Source organism: Chryseobacterium viscerum, from assembly GCF_025949665.1.
Classification (GTDB): Bacteria; Bacteroidota; Bacteroidia; order Flavobacteriales; family Weeksellaceae; genus Chryseobacterium; species Chryseobacterium viscerum_A.
The window spans coordinates 106,896-127,313 of sequence record NZ_JAPDFT010000007.1; the positions used below are offsets into that span (position 1 = coordinate 106,896).

General features: G+C 35.0%; 18 protein-coding genes. 7 read left to right on the forward strand and 11 right to left on the reverse strand.

Annotation, left to right across the window (positions count from 1 at the left end; genetic code table 11):
* The first annotated feature begins 5 nt into the window (after window positions 1-5).
* On the forward strand, window positions 6-986 hold the full coding sequence (locus OL225_RS21865; RefSeq protein WP_264519589.1) for a hypothetical protein: 981 nt from the start codon (window positions 6-8) through the stop codon (window positions 984-986).
* Between the two features lie 81 nt (window positions 987-1,067).
* Here the strand turns inward: OL225_RS21865 and OL225_RS21870 are convergent, their stop codons facing one another.
* A complete protein-coding gene (locus tag OL225_RS21870; RefSeq protein WP_264519590.1) occupies window positions 1,068-1,607 on the reverse strand; it encodes a hypothetical protein in 540 nt (179 codons plus the stop codon).
* Between the two features lie 116 nt (window positions 1,608-1,723).
* Here OL225_RS21870 and OL225_RS21875 point away from each other — a divergent pair, with 116 nt between their 5' ends.
* The 5 genes from OL225_RS21875 to OL225_RS21895 all read left to right on the forward strand — a co-directional run bounded on the left by OL225_RS21875 (window position 1,724) and on the right by OL225_RS21895 (window position 6,711).
* Window positions 1,724-3,442 carry a glycoside hydrolase family 3 protein gene (locus tag OL225_RS21875; RefSeq protein WP_264519591.1) on the forward strand — a complete coding sequence of 573 codons (1,719 nt, stop codon included), beginning with the start codon at window positions 1,724-1,726 and terminating at the stop codon, window positions 3,440-3,442.
* 4 nt (window positions 3,443-3,446) lie between these two features.
* Entirely contained in the window at window positions 3,447-4,595 is a 1,149-nt protein-coding gene (gene bshA, locus OL225_RS21880) for an N-acetyl-alpha-D-glucosaminyl L-malate synthase BshA (RefSeq protein ID WP_047374001.1), read from the forward strand.
* Window positions 4,596-4,623: 28 nt separating this feature from the next.
* Window positions 4,624-5,880 (forward strand): DUF2851 family protein, encoded by a 1,257-nt coding sequence (locus tag OL225_RS21885; RefSeq protein WP_264519592.1) that lies wholly within the window; start codon window positions 4,624-4,626, stop codon window positions 5,878-5,880.
* 93 nt (window positions 5,881-5,973) lie between these two features.
* The gene (locus tag OL225_RS21890) at window positions 5,974-6,195 is read left to right on the forward strand and encodes a PspC family transcriptional regulator (protein ID WP_034695702.1); all 222 of its coding nucleotides are present in this window, start codon (window positions 5,974-5,976) and stop codon (window positions 6,193-6,195) included.
* 3 nt (window positions 6,196-6,198) lie between these two features.
* Window positions 6,199-6,711 carry a GNAT family N-acetyltransferase gene (locus OL225_RS21895; protein WP_264519593.1) on the forward strand — a complete coding sequence of 171 codons (513 nt, stop codon included), beginning with the start codon at window positions 6,199-6,201 and terminating at the stop codon, window positions 6,709-6,711.
* A 55-nt stretch (window positions 6,712-6,766) separates the two neighbouring features.
* Here OL225_RS21895 and OL225_RS21900 read toward each other — a convergent pair whose 3' ends face one another.
* From OL225_RS21900 to OL225_RS21915, 4 genes are all read right to left on the reverse strand, one after another.
* Complete coding sequence (locus tag OL225_RS21900; protein WP_047374007.1) at window positions 6,767-7,501, reverse strand: SIMPL domain-containing protein; 735 nt, start codon at window positions 7,499-7,501, stop codon at window positions 6,767-6,769.
* An 83-nt stretch (window positions 7,502-7,584) separates the two neighbouring features.
* Window positions 7,585-8,397: a carboxypeptidase regulatory-like domain-containing protein gene (locus OL225_RS21905; RefSeq protein ID WP_264519594.1), complete on the reverse strand. Its 813-nt coding sequence runs from the start codon at window positions 8,395-8,397 to the stop codon at window positions 7,585-7,587.
* Window positions 8,398-8,409: 12 nt separating this feature from the next.
* Window positions 8,410-9,228: a hypothetical protein gene (locus OL225_RS21910; protein ID WP_264519595.1), complete on the reverse strand. Its 819-nt coding sequence runs from the start codon at window positions 9,226-9,228 to the stop codon at window positions 8,410-8,412.
* Complete coding sequence (locus tag OL225_RS21915) at window positions 9,229-9,975, reverse strand: hypothetical protein (protein ID WP_047374044.1); 747 nt, start codon at window positions 9,973-9,975, stop codon at window positions 9,229-9,231.
* Between the two features lie 182 nt (window positions 9,976-10,157).
* Between OL225_RS21915 and OL225_RS21920 the strand changes: the two genes are divergently transcribed.
* A complete protein-coding gene (locus OL225_RS21920) occupies window positions 10,158-13,298 on the forward strand; it encodes a UvrD-helicase domain-containing protein (RefSeq protein ID WP_264519596.1) in 3,141 nt (1,046 codons plus the stop codon).
* Window positions 13,299-13,385: 87 nt separating this feature from the next.
* Here the strand turns inward: OL225_RS21920 and OL225_RS21925 are convergent, their stop codons facing one another.
* From OL225_RS21925 to OL225_RS21950, 6 genes are all read right to left on the reverse strand, one after another.
* The gene (locus OL225_RS21925; protein ID WP_047374012.1) at window positions 13,386-13,895 is read right to left on the reverse strand and encodes a ferritin; all 510 of its coding nucleotides are present in this window, start codon (window positions 13,893-13,895) and stop codon (window positions 13,386-13,388) included.
* A gap of 127 nt (window positions 13,896-14,022) precedes the next feature.
* The gene (locus tag OL225_RS21930; protein ID WP_264519597.1) at window positions 14,023-14,472 is read right to left on the reverse strand and encodes a hypothetical protein; all 450 of its coding nucleotides are present in this window, start codon (window positions 14,470-14,472) and stop codon (window positions 14,023-14,025) included.
* 187 nt (window positions 14,473-14,659) lie between these two features.
* Complete coding sequence (locus OL225_RS21935; RefSeq protein ID WP_264519598.1) at window positions 14,660-15,637, reverse strand: hypothetical protein; 978 nt, start codon at window positions 15,635-15,637, stop codon at window positions 14,660-14,662.
* A 139-nt stretch (window positions 15,638-15,776) separates the two neighbouring features.
* On the reverse strand, window positions 15,777-18,431 hold the full coding sequence (locus OL225_RS21940; RefSeq protein ID WP_264519599.1) for a 4-alpha-glucanotransferase: 2,655 nt from the start codon (window positions 18,429-18,431) through the stop codon (window positions 15,777-15,779).
* A 126-nt stretch (window positions 18,432-18,557) separates the two neighbouring features.
* The gene (locus OL225_RS21945) at window positions 18,558-19,724 is read right to left on the reverse strand and encodes a T9SS type A sorting domain-containing protein (protein ID WP_264519600.1); all 1,167 of its coding nucleotides are present in this window, start codon (window positions 19,722-19,724) and stop codon (window positions 18,558-18,560) included.
* Window positions 19,725-20,185: 461 nt separating this feature from the next.
* Window positions 20,186-20,418: hypothetical protein (locus OL225_RS21950; protein ID WP_264519601.1), on the reverse strand; the 233-nt coding region annotated here is incomplete at its 5' end.

Below are 20,418 nucleotides of genomic sequence, written 5' to 3' on the forward strand. Positions count from 1 at the left end.
CAATTATGAAAAAAACATTATTCGTTATTTCTTCACTTTTTTTCATTGCCTGTGCAAATAGCAATGATATACTTTATTCTCAAGATGAAAACTCACTTCCTAAAAATACTACTGAGCTTTCATTAATATCTAAAAATATGTTAGCTAAGAATGCTGCCGAATCAGTTATAATGGACTTATCTTTTACTACTGGAGTTATAAATGAAAATGGAGGTTGCTCTTTTAAAGATTTAGTAGGTCCTCAAGGAACTTATTTTACATCAACAAAATGTTACGGACCGAATCCAATACAACAAAACGGATATTCAATCAGAGGTTATGGAAAACCCCGTCGGGTTGAAGCTTATTCCGGTTATTGGTATTGGCATGGTGTTATGTTAAATGCAGAAAACCGTAGTAAGACCGTTAGTTCAACAAGAGGAGGTACAACTCTAGTAGATGATCCTATTTCAAATGCAATCTCAATAGAACAGTATTTTGAACCAAATCAAACTTATGAAATTATTGTAACTACTAATTTAGAAGATTATATATATACTACTCAACACGACACACACAATTATAACGATGACGAATATGAAATTGATAGAAGTGAAGCCAGCCCTACATTAGCATTAGAATTATCAGATTCACCACTAATACTCGGAAACGACCCATGTGCGGAAAGACCTAATGTTGCAAACAAAATCAATTCTGCTAATTATTATAAAAAACAAAAGACTGAAAAAACAACTCATTGGTCTAATGAAGACAAAACTTATACATATTATTTTTCCACATTAGTACCTAAGAATAGCCTTATCATATACTATTTACCCGAACAATCAGGTGAAAGACCTGCCAACCATGTCCCTGAGAGTGCTTATAAAATTGACATTAGAAACGTAAAAATAATAAAAAAACCATTTGATCCAACCCATGTTGTACCTCCAAGAGTTACTACTCCAGACCCTAGCCTTCCGTGTGGTTTTAGAGGAGGATGTTAATCAATTTAAAATATCAAAAGCCCCGAGAGAATTTCTCCCGAGGCTTTTTTAATTATAAAAAACTGAAAAGATATTTCTAAATTATTTAGTCGTGATTTTAGACTCGTCAATATTGTAATACTTAATTACACTATTGTAGTCTGAATAATCAACTGCGTTGGCAACAGCACTTTTAGAGGTACCTGTTTTTGCAGGAACAATTACTACTCTGAATTTTTTGTTCGTGTAATATACTGGGTTATTATCCAAGTTAACTCCATTAGTAGATCTCACATCAATTCCGATATCAAACTTACTGAAGTCATATGAATATTCAACTTTATCAGCACCATTATTAGGATATTCTGTATAGGTAAGTAATTTCCAAATTGGAGAATTATTGTTTGTAAGACCCGTTTGCAAATAAATAAGGACTACGTCAGATTCAAGCAAAGGACTTTTAAATGCATCATCAAAATGATATACATAGCTATCTTGTTTATTAAATTTCGGGATAATATCATAAGCCGTTGAATATGTATCATTATCCTGACCTTGAACTACAACATCATCACTATTATCACAGCTATAAGCAGTAAACCCTACAGCGCCCAGGAATAAAAAGAGAAGTATTTTTTTCATTTCTTATTAAAGTTTAGTTATTATTTATATTGCGTATTCAAATCATATACCAAAAATCTCAAAAACTTTGTTTTCCTCATTTTTTTAATTGTATTTTTGTTCTTATTCAAAAAGTCATGAAGAAATTATTATATACTTCACTCTTTATTGTCGCATTGATAGGTCCTAAGGTGAACGCCCAATATCAGCCTAAAAATGCTTCTAAGGAAGATTTAAAAAAGGCTAAGCAATGGGTTGACAAAACCTATAAAAATCTTTCTCAGGATGAAAAACTAGGACAGCTTTTTATTGTGGCACTTTATACCAATAAAGGTGAAGATTATATCAGCCAGGTAAGAAATATTGTTGCAAATGATAAAATAGGAGGTCTGATCTTAATGCAGGATGATGCTGCAAGGGAAATCAATCTGGTCAATGAATTTCAGCAGAAATCAAAAGTTCCTTTGATGATTGGTATGGATGCCGAATGGGGGCTATACCAGAGAATAGCCACTGCTCACAAATTTCCATGGGCAATGACATTGGGGGCTATCCAGGATAAAAACCTTGTATATCAGATGGCCGCAAAAATTGCTGATGATTGTCACAGAATGGGAATCAACTGGGATTTTGCTCCTGTAGTGGATGTCAATACCAATCCTAATAATCCTATCATTGGGAACAGAAGTTTTGGTTCTGAAGTAGATAATGTCATCAGCTCTGCCCTGTCCTACTCTAATGGTCTTCAGGATAATAATATCTTAGCAGCAATTAAACACTTCCCTGGGCACGGAGATACCAGCACAGACTCACACCTTGATCTTCCTGTAGTTTCCCACTCGATAGAAAGGCTCAACAAAGTAGAACTTGCACCGTTCAAAGCATTGATGGATAAAGGAATCGGCGGAGTAATGGTTGCTCATTTATATGTTCCAAGCTTAGAATCAGGGAAAGGAATTCCCGCTTCTGTTTCTAAAAATATCATTACCGGATTATTGAAAGACAAGCTGGGGTATAAAGGCTTAATCATCACCGATGCTTTAAATATGGGTGCTGTAGCCAATAAATACAAGCCGGGAGAACTGGATGCTATGGCTTTTAAAGCAGGAAATGACATTATGCTTTTCTCACAAGGTGTTTCTGAAGGTAAAAAACTGATTCAGAAAGCTATTGATAAAGGGGAAATTCCTCAGTCCAGAGTAGAAGAAAGTGTGAAAAAAATCTTATTAACCAAGTATTTCCTTGGTCTGACTCAATACACACCGAAAAATCCTGAAAATATCAATGCTGATTTAAATAATAATTCTCATATCCAGCTGGTACAGAACCTTTATTCCAATGCGCTGACTTTATTAAAGGATGAAAAGAAATTACTTCCTCTTACAGGAAAGCAGGTTTATTATGTTCCTTTGGAAGAAGCTCCTTATCAGACTTTCGCCAGCAGGTTAGGTAACAATGTAATGATCAAAAAAGCAGGTGAAATAAATACTATTCCTGCAGGATCAACAGTAATTGTTGGTTTCCATAAAGATAATTCAACGGCTTATAAACCTTATAAAGTTTCAGCAGAATCTAAGCAGGTGCTTTCTGATCTTACCAAAAATCAAAATATAATTCTCAATGTATTTGGAAGTGCTTACGCATTAAAGGATATTGATATTTCAAAAGTTTCTACGGTTCTTGTTTCTTATGAAAATAATGATGATTCAATGAATGCGGCTGCAGATGCTCTGAACGGGAAAACAAAAATATGGGGAAAACTTCCTGTACTGGTTAATGATCAGCTGAAACCAGGAATGGGCATTGATCTTACTACAGTTACCTCAGCAAATAATACAACATCAAAACACCAATAATCTAATGAAAATAGGCATACTTTGCTATCCAACATATGGAGGAAGCGGAATTGTAGCAACAGAATTAGGAATGTCCCTTGCCAATAAAGGATATGAAGTACATTTCATCAGCTCTGCACTTCCTGCAAGATTAGACATTACCAACCCGAATATTTTCTTCCACAGGGTAAATGTTCAGACCTATCCTCTTTTCCAGTATCAGCCTTATGATATTGCGTTAAGCTCAATGATCTACAGGGTTGTTAATCTTTATAAACTGGATCTTCTTCATGCACATTATGCCATTCCTTATGCGTATGCAGCTTTTACAGCAAAGCAAATGCTTCAGGAAGACAATAATGATATTCCGCTGGTGACTACTCTGCACGGTACAGATATTACCCTTGTAGGCCAGCATCCAAGTTATAAACATGCAGTAGAATTTTCAATCAACCAGTCAGATGCTATTACTTCAGTTTCTGAAAGTCTGAAAAAAGATACGCTTCAGTTTTTCAACATCAAAAAAGAAATTCAGGTGATTACCAATTTTATTGACAATTCTGAATTTGATGACTGCTCTGAGTGCCAGAGAACACAGTTTGCCAATCCTGATGAAAAGATTCTGATCCACGTATCGAACCTTCGTCCTGTAAAACGTGTGGATGAAGTACTTCAGATCTTTAAGAATGTGGAGAAAAAGGTAAAATCAAAACTGATCATCATTGGAGAAGGTCCTGATATGGAAAAGGTCAATCAGTTTTTGGAAGAAAACCCGGATCTTATCTCCAAAATCCGTCTTTTAGGAAAAGTGAATGATCTGTATAAAATCTTACAGCTTTCGGATGTATTTCTTCTTCCTTCGGAGCAGGAAAGTTTTGGTCTGGCAGCTTTGGAAGCTATGGCTGCTTATACTCCGGTAATCAGTTCCAACGCAGGGGGAATTCCTGAGGTGAATATTCAGGGAGAAACAGGATATCTTGCTGAAATCGGAAATGTAGAAGCCATGAGCAACTATACCATTAAGCTGTTGAGCAATGATGAACTTTTAACCAAAATGAAGCAAAACGCGAAAGATCAGGCTATAAAATTCGATTTGAAAAACATTCTTCCTATCTATGAGAAAATGTATAGAACGACTATAGAAAACTTTAATAAGAAGCTGACGAAAGTATAATATTTCTATTATATTTATCGTCACACTTATGACGGAAAAACTACTTCAATATCTTTGGAACTATAAGGTTTTCAAAAATTTTGACTTCAAGGATATTGAAGGGAATTCCGTTGAGATCATCCATTTTGGAAAATGGAATACCAATGCCGGCCCCGATTTTCTGGATGCTAAAATCAAAATCAACCGCTTACTTCTCGCAGGAAATATAGAACTGCATGTTCGTTCCTCAGACTGGATTTTCCACAATCATTCCCAGGATCCCAATTATCAGAATATCATTCTGCATGTTGTATTTCAGCATGACATAGAAATTCAGGAACTTACCGGAAAGCATGTTCCAACTTTGGAGCTGAAATATCATATTGATGAAAATATCATACTGAAATATGAAAAACTCATTAATGAAAACGAATTTATTGCCTGTGAAAATATATTCAATCCGAAAAAAGTACCTGTAAATTTCCATGAAGAGAACATTCTGAAAAAACTGGACGAAAAATCTGAAGAACTTGAACAAAGTTTAATCCGGTATAAAAATAATTTTGAAGCCGTTTTATTTCACAGTTTTGCTTATTCATTCGGATTAAAAGTAAATGCTCATATTTTCCGGCAGATTGCTGAAAGTGTGGATTACAGCATCATTAATAAAATCCGGCAGAATCCTCTTCAGCACGAAGCTTTACTCTTCGGAATTTCGGGATGGCTAGAGAAGCCACAGGACGGACAGATGAAAATATGGAAAAGAGAATTTGATTTTATTAAAGCCAAATTTTCGATTTCAGATCTGAAATTTCATCCTAAGTTTTTAAGATTAAGACCTCCAAACTTTCCTACCATCCGATTGTCCCAGTTAGCAGACCTTTACAAACATCAGAATCTATTCTCTAAGATTATGGAAGCAAGGAATGCAAATCAGCTATATAACATCTTCAGAGTTGTAAAAGCCTCTGAATACTGGGATTTTCATTTTAATTTCGGAAATATTTCAAAAGTACAGCCTAAAACACTGAGCAAGGATTTTATGGATCTTCTTATTCTAAATACTGTCCTTCCTCTAAAGTATACTTATCACAAATACCATCGCGAAGAAATTGCAGATGAAATTATTGAACTATACAAAACTGTTTCAGCTGAAAAAAACACTGTCATTAAAAGCTGGGAAAAACTTGGCATGAACATTACCAATGCATTGGAAAGCCAAAGCATGATCTATCATCACAAAACCCATTGTGAAGTAAAAAACTGTTTAGCCTGTGGTATTGGATTTAACCTTTTAAAAGAATAGCTTTCTTTAATAGATATCATTACACAAAAACCTTATCAAAAAAATTCCTTAACTTGCAGTATTGGATTTAAACTTTTAAATAACAATCTGGAAATGCTGAGTAATATCCGTCATAAAATGGAAAGAGAGTGGTTTGGTGTACTGACAAGAACGGGTGCCAAACTGGGGATTCCTGTATCTAAATTGAGAATTTTCTTCATTTACTCTACTTTTGCCACAGCAGGCTTTTTCTTTCTGATCTATTTAGGATTGGCATTCACGCTTTGGATTAAAGATATTTTCATCACCAGGAGACCAAGTGTCTTTGATTTATAAATTATGAAATTTTTACCGATCACATCTGCTGAGGATCATAGAATAAAGGAAATCTATGCTTCTTACACAACTACTTTTCCTGTAGACGAACAAAGAGACAAAGAACAGTTTGAGGGTTTATTTTCAAATCCGCATGTAAAATTTATGTCTGTCATTCATGAATCGGAAGCTATTGGCTACCTCATCTTGTGGGAGCTCAGCACTTTTGTTTTTGTAGAGCATTTTGAAGTATTTGAAGCATTCAGAAGTAAGAAACTGGGTTCTCATATCATCAATCACATTTCAGAAAACTATCCAGGTGTCATTTTAGAAATTGAACCTGCAGATTTGAGTGAAGATGCTGCAAGACGCTATTCTTTTTATCAGAGAAATAATTTCAGTCTAATTGATGATACTCATATTCAGCCAAGTTATGGAGAAGGGAAAAAGTCTTTGAATTTATGGTTGCTTGCTAACTACACTCCTGAAAATGTAGAAGAAGCCAAAAAAGAAATTTACGATATTATTTATCATTAAAAATATAAAACGCCGGAATCTTTCTCCGGCGTTTTTCTTTTATTGATATTTATATTTAATTTACCTCGTACTCCAGTTTTATTGTGATGCTGGCTTCTTTTTCTTTGGAAGAGGTATTGAAAGTTCCTCCATAGGAATAATCTTCATTAGAGTTGGGCGCTGTAATCTGGATTACTCCCATTGTTGCTTTCTTTAGATTTCCCAAACTGCTCCCTGAATTTTCCGCAATTTTCTCAGCACGTTCTTTGGCATCTTTTGTTGCACTGGCAATCATTTCCTGCTTTACGGTAGCCAATTTAGTATAAAAATAGGCTGGTGAAGAAGAGGTGAATTCAATTCCGCGATTGATAATTTCCGTAATATTTCTGGAAAGATTTTCTATTTTGCCGACTTCTTTACTTTCAATAGAGACTTTTTGGGTAAGGTTATAACCGGAGAATTCTCCCTGTACATAATTTCCGTTGGCATCATTATAACTTCTGAACTGTTTTTGGATATCTACGGAAGAAAATACAATCTCCTTCTGCTGTATACCTTTTGAAAGAAGATAGTCATTGATTACTTTCCTGTCTGTTGCCAGCTCATCATAAGCCGATTTCAGATCAGCATTATTTTTGGAAAAACTTCCGGACCAGGTGATCAGGTCTGATGTAAACTGTTTTGTACCAAGCCCTGTTACGGAAATAGTATTTTCAGATTTGTTTCTGTTTTTAATGGCATTTCCTAAAAATCCAAGCCCGATTATAAAACCTAACGCGGCAATAGCTACTGCAAATATATTTTTATTCATAAAACTTGTGAATTGAGTTGTTGTTACGATAAAGATTGTATCAATTTCTATTCCACTATTTTAAGATTTTCTTAACATTTGAACTACTTTTCATTCTCTTTCAGTCTTTCTATAAAAAGAGGTGCCGTTTCTTCTAACCTCAGCATTACGCCAGAAAGATTTTTTGCTTTTACATAGGTTCGTACCTGAGGCTTTGCTAAAAATGAAAACTGAATAAATTCTGAAATTCTGTCAGCAGGAATTCCGGCTTTTACAAAGTAATCATCATCTATCCTGTCCCGAATCCAGGCAATGTGCTCCTGGAGGTCATCATATCTATATTGTCTTTTCTGCCTTCTGGCTTTGCCGCTTATCAGATCATATACTCCCTGAACATTCAGGTTTCCTAAGAGTATGGGCAAAAGAACACTTTTCACTTCTGCAGGCTTCTCTCTCATTTTTCCAACCGGCTGCGGAAGTCCTACAGCATCTCTCACCTGTTCTCCTTTATCTACTTTTGCCACAATCCGGGAATCTACTCCCAAATCTCCGGTAAGCTTTTTTACGATCTTTACTTCTCCTACATCTCTCGGAATCTGATAAAGTGTAATGAATAAGGGAGGATTAATACCATTAATAAGAACTTTTCTGGATGTTCTGTTGAAATCTTCTTTTACAAATCTCAGTTCATCATTGGGATTGGCTTCTATAGAAAACACACCTTCTGAATCAGAATATATTTTTTTGTCGGAAGACATGTTAATAACAATTACTTTACTCAAGTTTTCCCCATTATCATCCACTACTCGCCCGGTTACTGTCTGCTGAGAAAAAATAAAAGTACTGCACAGAAGCATAAGGAAAAGAAGAAATTTTCTCTGCCCCAATGTTTCTATATTTTTAATGAAATAATTCAATTTTTATTAAAGTTATTCTTTAGTTCCTTCCAGTTTATTTGTTTTACTGTACTCTCCAAAGGCGATTTTAAGTTCATATTCTACCACACTTATCTGAAAATCCTTTCTGTATCTTTTTGCCAGTGAACGTGTTTTTTCCGCATAAAGAAGAAAAGCATCAATCTGTTCTTCATCCATTCCGTATTTTTTCAGAAAACTCAGATTGACCTGATTTTTTACTCTCTTAAGGAAATCCTGGGTTTCATTGTAATTCGCTTTGGTAATTTTGGGTTTTGTTGCTTTCTTTACCAAGCCTGATACAGCATTAAATACGCCAAACAGGTTTACCTGCCCCGCATTGTAATCATGTCCTGTAAAAGTTTTTGAAATTGTATTAGTGGGCAAAGGCTGATTAAGCGGACTTTTCATATACTCCTCCATATCTGATTTCAAAGACTGAAGCTTTCTGGATTCATTCAAGTGCTGATTATCTTTCGCAAGATTTCCTGTAGGTCTATATTTTATCTTTACCTCAGGGATCTGAATCTCCATTTTTTTCAGAATGATATTCAGCGCAGAGTTGAAATCTTCTCCAGTAACCTTTTTATCAACCCGGTAGTATCCTTCCTTTACAAATCTGATCTCATCATTCTCTTTTGCTTCCATTTCAAATTTCCCGGACATATCACTTAACATGCTTTTGCCTTCCGAAATATTGACGATGAGTACAGGAGACAAATCAAGTTCTTCCCCTGTGATCACTTTTCCTGATATTTTTTGCTGTGCCCACAATTCCGAAGTGATACAAAACAGCACAAGAAATAAAACCTTTCCAATATATCTTATTTCCATCTATCTTTGAGTTTGTGGGGCACGGTAGGATGAAATTCTTGTCAGAACAAAACTTTGGAACCTATTCAGATCTGCATCACTGCAGAAGCCGTACTTCAGTATTTTTTTTCTCTCAAAACCACCAGCAAAAACATAGTAAATAAAATGGTCTATCAGAGGTTTTTCTATCTTAAGATTGGTAAAATAATCATCTCCAAGACTTGCTCTGATATATTGCATCAGATCTACATCATCCCATTTGTCTTTCACTTTTCCTATAGAGAACCCCTGCCCTTTTGGCTGTACAAATTCTCCGGGCTTGGCTGCCAATATTCTTGGATCAGATTTTTGAGCGATATAACGATCTATATCTTTAATCAGTTTTTCTACCTTTTTAGGTTTGTTATAGAGTTTTGAATCTATTTTCAGGTTTCCGGTAAGTCCCTGCTTCACTTCCACTTCAGGAATCTGAATGGTTTGGCGAACAAGGCTTATATTCATAGGAGACTGTACATTTTCCTGAGAAACTTTTCTCACCAGCCGTTCATACCCTGCTTTTATAAAACGTAATTCGTCCCCCTGTCTTCCGGAAATCATAAAATGACCATCTATGTTTGAAACCACCATTTCATCAGTCCGGATGTTGATTACATTCACATCCTGCATTTCAGCACCGTCTTCAGAAGTAATCCTTCCGAATATATAATTTTGGGCATGGGTATGGATAAAAAAAATAAAGGATAAAAAAAAGAATAGTTTGAGTTTCACTGGCTGTTTTTTATAAAGCAAAGCTAAAATTATTTTTAATGTATACCATAAGTTTAACCACAGTTAACGCGTTTTAATATTTCTTTTTGATTTTTGCCTTCCAAACTGTTAAATAGCCCGATTAAATTGTTAAAGTTTCTTTTAAATTTTAGCTAACTTGCAGTCTCAATTCTCTTTTTACAATGCAAAATTCTTACACAGTCATCAATGCTTCTGCCGGATCCGGGAAAACATATGCCCTGGTACAAAGGCTTCTGATGATCTGTCTCCGCTATCCTAATCAACAGCAGTCGATCAGGAATATTCTCGCTCTGACTTTTACCAATAAGGCAGCGAACGAGATGAAGGAAAGAATTTTATCATGGTTGGGAAATTTCTCTGCTAAAGACTATGCAGAGAATACAGATCTGAAAAATATCCAGAAAGCTTTTGAAGAACAAGGGCTAAAAATTACAATTGATGAACTTCATCACCGTTCTAAGAAGCTGCTGGATTATGTTCTCCACAATTATTCCACATTGAATATCGGAACCATTGACCGTTTTAATTCAAGGCTTGTAAGAAGCTTTTCTTATGAATTGGGACTGGCTAAAAATTTTAATCTTGAAATTGAAGCTGAGCCCTTTTTGATAGAAGCGGTGGATAAAATGCTGGACCAGATCGGGGAAAATGAAACGATCTCCAATTCTTTCATGGATTATGTAGATTATAGTCTTGAGAACAACGAAAGGATTAATCTAAATAAAAACCTTTATGATTCGGCAAAAGAATTTGTAAAGGATATTCACTATGAGCATCTGAAAAGCAATAAGAGTTTTGACGATGCGAATTATGAGAATATAAAAAATACACTTCGTAAAGAAATTGTTTTCAATAAAAAACAGTCTGCAGAACTTGCGGCCAGTTCTATTGAATTATTCAAATCCAGAAATATTGACATCGAAGATTTTGCCCAGGGCAAAAACGGAATCGGGGGTTTCTTTACGAAGGTCATAGATTTTTACCAACAGAAAAGAACCGGTTTTCCTTTCCCTACCACTCAGGAAGAGTCTGTCATCAACAATTACAGAAAAGGAGCATCTTCCAAGTCAAAGCATAAAGAGTCTGAAATTTTTGAGATTCTTGAGCAGCTTCTTGATAACAGAATGAAACTCATCCTTCTGTACATTGAGACTCAAAAGAAAGAGAAAGTTTTGTCTGCTCTTCTACCCTTAAAGGTAAATAAGGATATTCAGGATGAGCTTCAAAAAATTGAGGAGGAAAATGATCTTGTTCTTCTTTCTAAATTTAATATTCTGATCAATGAAAATCTTAAGAATGAGCCTTCTGCTTTTATTTATGAAAAGGTAGGATCACAATTTCAGCATTATTTCTTTGATGAGTTTCAGGATACATCAGAACTGCAGTGGCAGAATTTTGTTCCGCTGAGGGATCATAGTGTTTCTACGGAAAATACTTCATTTACATTGGTAGGCGATCCCAAGCAGAGTATTTACAGATTCCGTGGTGGAGAGAGTAAACTGATGCTGGATATTATCAACAAAAAAGAATTTTCACCGAAGGAAGCTGATCTTCTTGTATTAAAGGACAACTGGAGAAGTGCCAGAAATATTGTACAGTTCAACAATGAGCTGTACCGTTTCCATTCTGAAGGGCTTTTGGAAGAGCATAAGAACATTTTCGGGGAAGATGCTGAACAAAGTCCAAAATCAAAGTTTGATGGACGGGTAAAGGTGAACCTGATTGACAATCTTACCAATGAAGAGTTTTATAATGATACTTCAGAAAGAATGCGGAAAGACATCCAGGAATGTCTGGATAATGGTTTTAAATTTTCTGATATCACTATTCTCTGCCGTGGAAATTTTGATATTTTCAGCTACTCTCAAAAACTGGGAAGTTTAAAAGTTAAATACCGCGGTGAGGAAACGAATATTAAAACAATTTCTGATAAAGGTCTTACACTGGAACTTTCCAATACCTTAAAGGCTGTTATTGAATTTCTGCGATGGGAACTTAATCCTAAGAACAAGCATTGTCTGATTATGATGATGTATCATCTGAATACACTGGGAAAAATTCAAATGCCGGATTTTACTTTAAACATGAAAGAAATTCTGGATATTGAAAGCCATGAAGAGATTCTTCAATATATTCAGGAGAAATATTCACTACAGCTTAGGCAGGATAATTTCCCGAGGTTTAATCTGTATAATTTCATAGAATATTACATCAACGAATTTTCTGTTGAAAACAAAGAGACGGACTTTTTACTGAACTTCCTGGAAATGCTTTTTAACTTCACTCAGAACGCGGGCGCCAGTACGAAAGAGTTTTTGAAATATTGGGATGAAGAAGCATCTTCTTATACCATTCAGGCTTCAGAAAATATTGATGCAATCCAGATCATGACTATTCACAAGTCCAAAGGGCTGGAGTTCCCTATTGTATTCATTCCTATGATTAATAAAAACCGGGATAATGAATTTACCAACTGGTTTGATACGAATGAGAATGAAGCTTTAAAATCAGTCAATATCAATCAGTTTAATAAGAATCTGGAAGTTTATGATGAGGAAATTTTGTTTTTCAACACTAAAAACTCTTATAAAAATATGATTGACAGGCTTTGCCTGCAATATGTGGCTACAACAAGACCTGTTGAGCAGCTGTTTTTCTATCTTCAGAAAGCGAATAAGACCTCTAATAATCTTGAGCTTCTTGAATTCCTTCAAACAAAAAACCCGGAACAGGCTGATGAGTTTGATGTATATGAAGTGAATCCTGAAATGCTGAAAAAGTACTCGAAAGATAAAAGTTCATCTTTTAAAACACAGAATATCCAGAATCTGAAGAATGTCAATGAAAAAAGTACTTCTATCAAGATTGCAACTCCTTCTAAAAACTATCAGGTACGAAATGAAAAGGTGAGAATCGGACTTTTTGTACATGAGCTTTTATCGAAGATCAATACTGAAAAAGATATCAGAAAGGTATTGGAAGGATATGCTCTGGAAGGTCAGATCACTTTGGATGAAAAGAATGAAATACAGCTCACTTTAGAGGAGATTGTAAAAACTTATGCGGAATTTTTTGATGAAAAATGGGAAGTCATCAATGAGAAAGATATTATGATTTCTGAAAACGGGGAAAGTCATATCTTCAGGCCTGACCGTATTTTGAAAGGTGAGGAAGGATATATTATTGTTGATTTTAAGACTGGTGAGCAGAAAACCAAAGATGAGGCACAGGTAGAAGGTTATAAAAATATTCTTGAGCGTCTTGGTAAAAAAGTTCTGAAAACTCAGATTATTTATCTGTAGATTTTCCAATCCGACCTTAATAGATTTTCAGATAAAAATAAAAACCGCTATTTGGATAGCGGTTTTATATTTTAAGAAGTTTAAGTCTTAGGCTGTTGTAGCAGGAACAAATACTCTCTGAGACAATTCCTGGTCAAAAAGGTATAGAGCTGATGGATTATCACATACCATTTTGATTTTCGTTACGTACTGAGAAGCGCTTGCTTCTTCTTCTACCTGTTCGTTAATAAACCACTGCAGGAATGACGTTGTTGCAAAATCTCCTTCATCGTTTGCATTTTTTACAATATTGAAAATACTTTTAGTTACTATTTTCTCATGTGCCAATGCTTTCTCAAAAATATCTGTTGCATTTTCGAACTCATGTGGAGGTTTTGGAATTTCTCCGATGATTATTTCCCCGCCTACATCATTCAAATAATCAAACATTTTATCTGCATGCATCAATTCTTCTTTGCTCTGCACTCTGAAATAATTGGCAATTCCATCCAGATCTTTTCCGGAAAACCATGCAGACATTGAAAGATAATATTGAGCGGCGTATTGTTCGTGGGCAATTTGTTCGTTAATTAATTTTGCAATTTTTTCGCTAACCATAAGTATTAAATTTATAGTCAAAAATAGGGAATAAAAGCCCGAAATCAAAAGTTTTAAATAAAATTAATACAAAAAGGATGGAAAAACATCCATCCTTAACACATTAAAAAACTAAAATTACAAGCTGTTATTTTACGTCAGCAGCTCCCGTATTCATCGGCTTTTTCATCATTCTTCTTTCTTTCATTGCCATCTTCATTTTTTCTGCTTTTGCTTTTCTGTCAGCCTGCCATTTATCATATTGCTCAGGGTTTAGAATTTTTTTCATGTCAGCATCCATTTGTGCTTTTTTGGCCATCATCTCCTGCATTTTAGCTTGTCTGTCTCCTTTATTTTTCTCGAATTCAGCTTTCCTTTCAGCATTTCTTTTGTCCTGAAGGTCTTTTATCTGCGCTACCTGAGATTGATTCAGATTAAGGTCTTTCTGCATTTCTGCAAGACGTTCCTGTTGTTTCTGCTCCATTTTTTGTTTCATTTCTACGGCTCTTGCCTGTCTGTCCTGTGGAGTTGTAGTCTGTTGTGCCATTGCAAAACTTCCCATTCCGATAAATGCTATTGCTAAAACTAATTTTTTCATCTTTTTAAAATTTAATTAATTGTTATTTTGTTATTATACCTTTTTGATTATTAATTAAAACATAAGTTAAATTAACAAATTCATAAATAATGTTAAATTTTAATAAAAATAAATCAATAAATAAACAAAAAAAAGGACAGATTATAAAAACCTGCCCTTCACACCACTTAAATATAATATATGAAAATTAATTCTTTACTAAGCTGCCTCTAAAGCCTCCATTATTACCACGGTTCTGTTGTCTTGGAGCAGAACTTTCAGATCTTTGTCTGGAGCCTCCTCCATTTCCTCTGAATCCGCCGTTATCTTCTCTTCTAGGAGCTTCTCTTCTCATTTCACTATTTCCTCTGAAACCGCCGCCGTTATTGTTTCTGAAACCTCCATTATTGTCAGAATTTCCTTTGAATCCTCCGCCGTTATTATTTCTGAAACCTCCGTTATTGTCGGCGTTTCCTATATTGCCTTCATTACTGCTTCTAAAACCGCCATTATTATCACGGAAGCCGCCTGAGTTTTCGGTTCTCGTATTTCTGAAACCATTTCCTCCTCTGTTGTCTCTTCTGACAATATCAAAAGTTGGGTTATCCATTCTACGGAATCTTGATCTGTCTACCCTGTAAATATTGATATTGATATTTCTATATCTTGGCATTACAGTATATCTCGGTACATAATATGATCTTCTGTAATTCTGGAAATACACAATAGGACTTGAACCTCTGTAATAGTTATTTTGGAAAACAACAAACACTCTTGGTCCTAAAATTCTTTCCAATGCATAAAACCTGTCATAATACCATCTGTCCGGATTATATCGGTAGAAATTATTCCATGTTGTAAAACTTGCGTACAGATTATTAAGTCTCATAATCTGATCTACCTGCCAGCGGTTTAATCTGTTCTGTACGAAAAATCCGTTCCAGTCAATATTAATGATACTTCCTCTGTAGTCGTTATAATAGCTCTGATAATAATCACTTGGATAATAATCCTGAGGATAATTATAATAATAATCGTCAGGGAAATAATTTCTGTCATCTTCATCGCTGTAATAACCATCTCCATTCTGATAATAACCATCATCACCCCAACCATTATTCGGATACTGCTGAGCTGACGTCAAAACGCCCAACCCAAAAGCTAATCCTAAAAATATTTTTTTCATCTCTATAGTCGTTAATTGGTTAATATATAGCAGAATATCTTAATTCTATCTTTTTGATACAAATAAAAAAAAGAAGTTAAATCTTAAGATCAAACTTCTTTTAAATTATTATTAACTAACTGATAATCAAGTGTTAAATTTACATTCTACCACTATCTTTTACCCAAAAAGCAATCTTTTCATTGAAAGATTCTTTCTTTTTAAGGTCTTCCAGCTTTATGTGCATTCTGTAGCGCCAATAATGTGGGAAAACTGCTGGATTATTAATTCTTTCATTATCAATTTTCTTATTGGTAAGCTCAGCATCTGTTGCCAGAAATTCCTGAATCGGGAAGATAGCCAGCATAGCTTCATTATATAAATGCTGTTTCATAATGATCTCCGCAAGATGAGGATTCAGATCAGCAGGTGCTTTACCATACTGTATAAGCTGCTGGTTGAAATATTTTTGTGTAAGGGCAGGATCTTCTTTCCACCATTGTCTCAGGGTTGAACTGTCGTGTGAAGATGCTGTCACTACATTCATATAATTTGCATGTTTGGGATTATAGAACGGAATATTTTCAGAAGGCATTCGCTGTACCTTCAAAGCTATGATCGCTAATTCGTCCATTACAATTGGTACACATGCCGGAACCATTCCCAGGTCTTCTCCACAGATCAGCATTTTGGTAGCATTCAGGATAACAGGAAGTTTTTCCATGGCTTTTTCAGACCAAAGATGATCCTGCCTTCTGAAGAAATAATCATGGTACAGGTCATAAATGCTTTTCTGCTCCAATTCCGGAAGATGTTTGTAAGACTCTGTATTGTATACATTAAATCTTGGATGATAAACTGTTTTACCATTTCTCTCTTCTGTTAAAAACAAAACATTGGCACATAGTGAAATCAATTGCTCTTCAAGCGGGCCATAAGATTTTTTCTTAAAGAAATTAACCAGTTTTCTCTGGGTATCAAATTCTTCTTTGAAGATATAGGTTCCGTCTGCATTGCGGTTCATAAACTCGAGGGCTTTTCCGCTATCTTTTCCAAAATAATCCCATAAGACCTGATTGTTGATAAAAGGCTTACAATATCTGTCAAAACTAAACGGAATCTGCCATGCCTTAAATTCCTCCGCGACAATAGGAACAGCCGGATAAAAGTATCCTAAAATCCCTTGTACGGCTGAAACAGGCATTCTCCATATTCTAAAGAAACCAAGAATATGATCTATCCTCATTGCATCAAAATACTGTTCCAGCGCTTTGAACCTGTTTTTCCACCATCTATAATCATCTGCTTTCATAGCTTCCCAATTGTAAGTAGGGAATTCCCAGTTCTGTCCCAGTTCTGTAAACTGATCAGGAGGTGCTCCTGCCTGAAAGTCCATTCCGAATAATTCCGGCTCTGTCCAGGCTTCTACTGAATATCTGTAAATTCCAATCGGAAGGTCTCCCTTCAACGAAATTCCCAGGTTATGGGCATAATCAACAGCATCTTTCAGCTGTACATGCAATTGATACTGTACCCAGGCATGAAGCATTGAGATATCGTAATCTTTATTTTTCGTTGTGAAAAACTGTAAGATTTTTCCTGCAATATATTTTTTATGGGTTTTCCACTCAGTGAAATTCGGTGTTTTATATTTGTCCCTCAATACACAGAATGCAGAATAAGGGATAAGCCAATGCTCATTATCTTTGATGAATTTTTTGAAGTTTCTGTCTTTATAGATTTTATCTTTTTCTGCATAGAAAACCGCTGTAAGATATTTCCATTTACCTTCGATCATTCTTTCATAATCAATCAGATCCAAAGCGTTTAAGTTCTCTTTTTCAGACAAATACTCTTCAACTAATTCTTTAGGTAAGTGATAATCAAGCTTTTCTAAAGAAATATATTGTGGATGCAGAGCATAAACAGATACCGCGGCATATGGATAGGAATCTGTCCAGGAATAATTCGCTGTTGTATCATTGATCGGAAGAATCTGAATAATACCAAGATTCGTTTCTTTAGTCCAATCTGCTAATTTTTTAATGTCTGCAAATTCTCCTACACCAAATCCGTCTTCGCTTCTCAATGAGAATACGGGAACAGCAACTCCGGCATCATGATACATCTGATACCCTTTAAATCTAAAATAATGATTGGAAACAATCTGCAGAACATCACTCAATAGATTAGCAACCGTAAATCTGTTTTCTCCGGTTTCTACATCAATAACTCTATTTTCTTTAGTATCAAAAATACAGTATTTGAATTGGATAAATTCATTCTCCGGAATTTCTATAGAAGTTTCCCACATTCCGAAATCTGTCTGATGCAGGTGAATAACTTTTTCATAACTCCAGTTTCCTAAGGATGCTGTGCTTCCAAAAAGTACAATCCTCCAATCCGGATTATAAATAGGAGCTTCTATTCTGAATAGATGGGTATGTTTTTTTAAAACCGTTATTTTTTCGGGAACAAAATCATGCAGTTTATTGTAAAGAATCTTGTTGTTTAAATAGTTTTCGGGAAAATTTTTGTTATTCCATTCGTCAAAAACTATAAATTCCTTATAATTATGAGGAAAACTAAGATGATGCGGAACAAATTCTTCTCTTAATACATTGCCTTTTTCGTTGACCACACGGTATTGATAAGAAATCGATTTTGAGAAATTATCAACTTCACATTTCCACAATCCATTCTCAGCATAAAACATTGTATGGATATGTACTGCAGCTCCTCCCTCTTCTCCAATGACCAACTGCAAATTTTCTCCAGCCTTTACAATATATCCTACATTAAAGTATAGTTTCATCTATATTTTTTTATAAAAATACATTTTAATATCGAAAAATAAAACTTATTAAATATCAAATAATCATTAAAAAACCTTCTCAAATCAATTTGAGAAGGTCTTCATATTCTTAAATATATTTTGTAATTATCTTGTTACGAGAATCTTCTTATTAAATATTGTTTTCCCGGCTTCATCAGTAATATTTACAATATAAGCCCCACTCACAAATCCTTTAAGATATACTTTCTCATCTATCGAAGCATCTTTTACAGACAGATCCTGAGTCATCACATTTTTTCCTGACATATCGAAAATATTCAGTTTAATGTTACCTTTCAGATTCTTATTAGCATGAACGTTAATATAATGCTCATCCACCTTTGTAGGATAAATATCCAGATTGGCTGCCATAGCATTGATCCTGGTAGCTTTATCATTGCCAAAATATTTACTTGCCAAATCATAAATATGCAATCCCTGTTCTCCAGGAAGCTGCTTAGCCTGTAAAGTGGCAAGATCTACCTCATATAAGGCAGCTCCTTTTGCACTTGCAATCACCACTTTTCCCTGGGCATTTACAGCGGATCCATTAACAGAATAGTTATCCGGAATTCCGGTAATTTTGCCAACAAACCTAGCTTTCAGTTCTTTTGTCAGAACCTTAAAAACATTTCCTGAAGCTGCAAAAACATAGAAGTTATTATCTTCATCAGCAATCATATCTCCACCAAACCCCGTTTCCATAGCTGTAAATGAATTTCTACCGTTAGATGGATCATCCTTGATAATCCCAAGATCATTTACTATATATTGTCCACCTTTTTTGCTAATTTCCAGAAACTGTGTCCCGGCATTATTCACAGCATAAATACTACCGTTATACCCTGTTGCCATTCTTGTAATATGAGAATTGATATCACATGACGATACTCTTGCAACAGTATTTTCTACCAGTGTAATCTCTTTAGTCTGTGGGTTTAAAACATATATATTAGAGGAAAACATCGGCATATACACCAGATTATTATTTGAAGAATCATAAGCCAGGGCAGCCATAGTTATTGCTTGAGAATTACTGTAAGAGTTTTTATCTTCAGCTACAATACCTCTTCTAGCCTGCGAAAATACTTTGGTTGAAGAATCAGCTGTAAAAACTTTCTCACCAGAAGTTCCATTACCTGCATCAATTGCCCGAAAATCATTGAAAGTAATACTCTGAGTCTCTTTTCCTACAATCGCAAAGAAATCTTGCTGTGCTTGTGCATTCACACCAAATAACAATAAAAATAGAGGGAATAAATGTTTTTTCATATTATATATTTTTAGATTCGTAATCATTTTGATATGACTAAGTTACACAATTTTCAAGTTAAAAAACAAAAATCCCGGCTATTTGAATAAAGTTGATGATAAATTAATGAATAAACAGCTCTTGTCAGTCATTTCTTCATCCTCTTTAATCAGTTGATAGACTGAATATAAAAATAATTAATAACCTAAATTATACATAATAATTGAGAAGTAATAAATGACTCATGATCTATTATATTTCAGGAGCATTCTCCCGCTATCCATTCATACTCCTCACGCCATCGCGCTCCCACACTCAAACCCACTTTCTCTCTAACCCAAGTTGCGGGGTAACCATTGCTATCGGGGCTAGGAGAAGAATTATGAATGATAAGTTATGAATGATGAGTTTCGAGTTTCGGGTTATGAGTTTTGGGGATCTACATTCTTTATATTCCATAGGAACGGGCTTTAACCAAAACTTAGGATTGGGGTAATTGTAATATTATCTGAAGAAAAGATAAATATGGATGGTTTAGACTCCTGCAGAGTGACAAACCGGGAGTGATAAACGGTAGTGATGACAATAAAGAAGAAGTCAGCAGTAAGATCAGGAAGGGAAAAGCAATAATGGGTAATGAATAATCAGTAATGAGTAATGGATGATGAATAGGTAATAATAACATCTGCCATGACAGAATGATGAGTGATGACT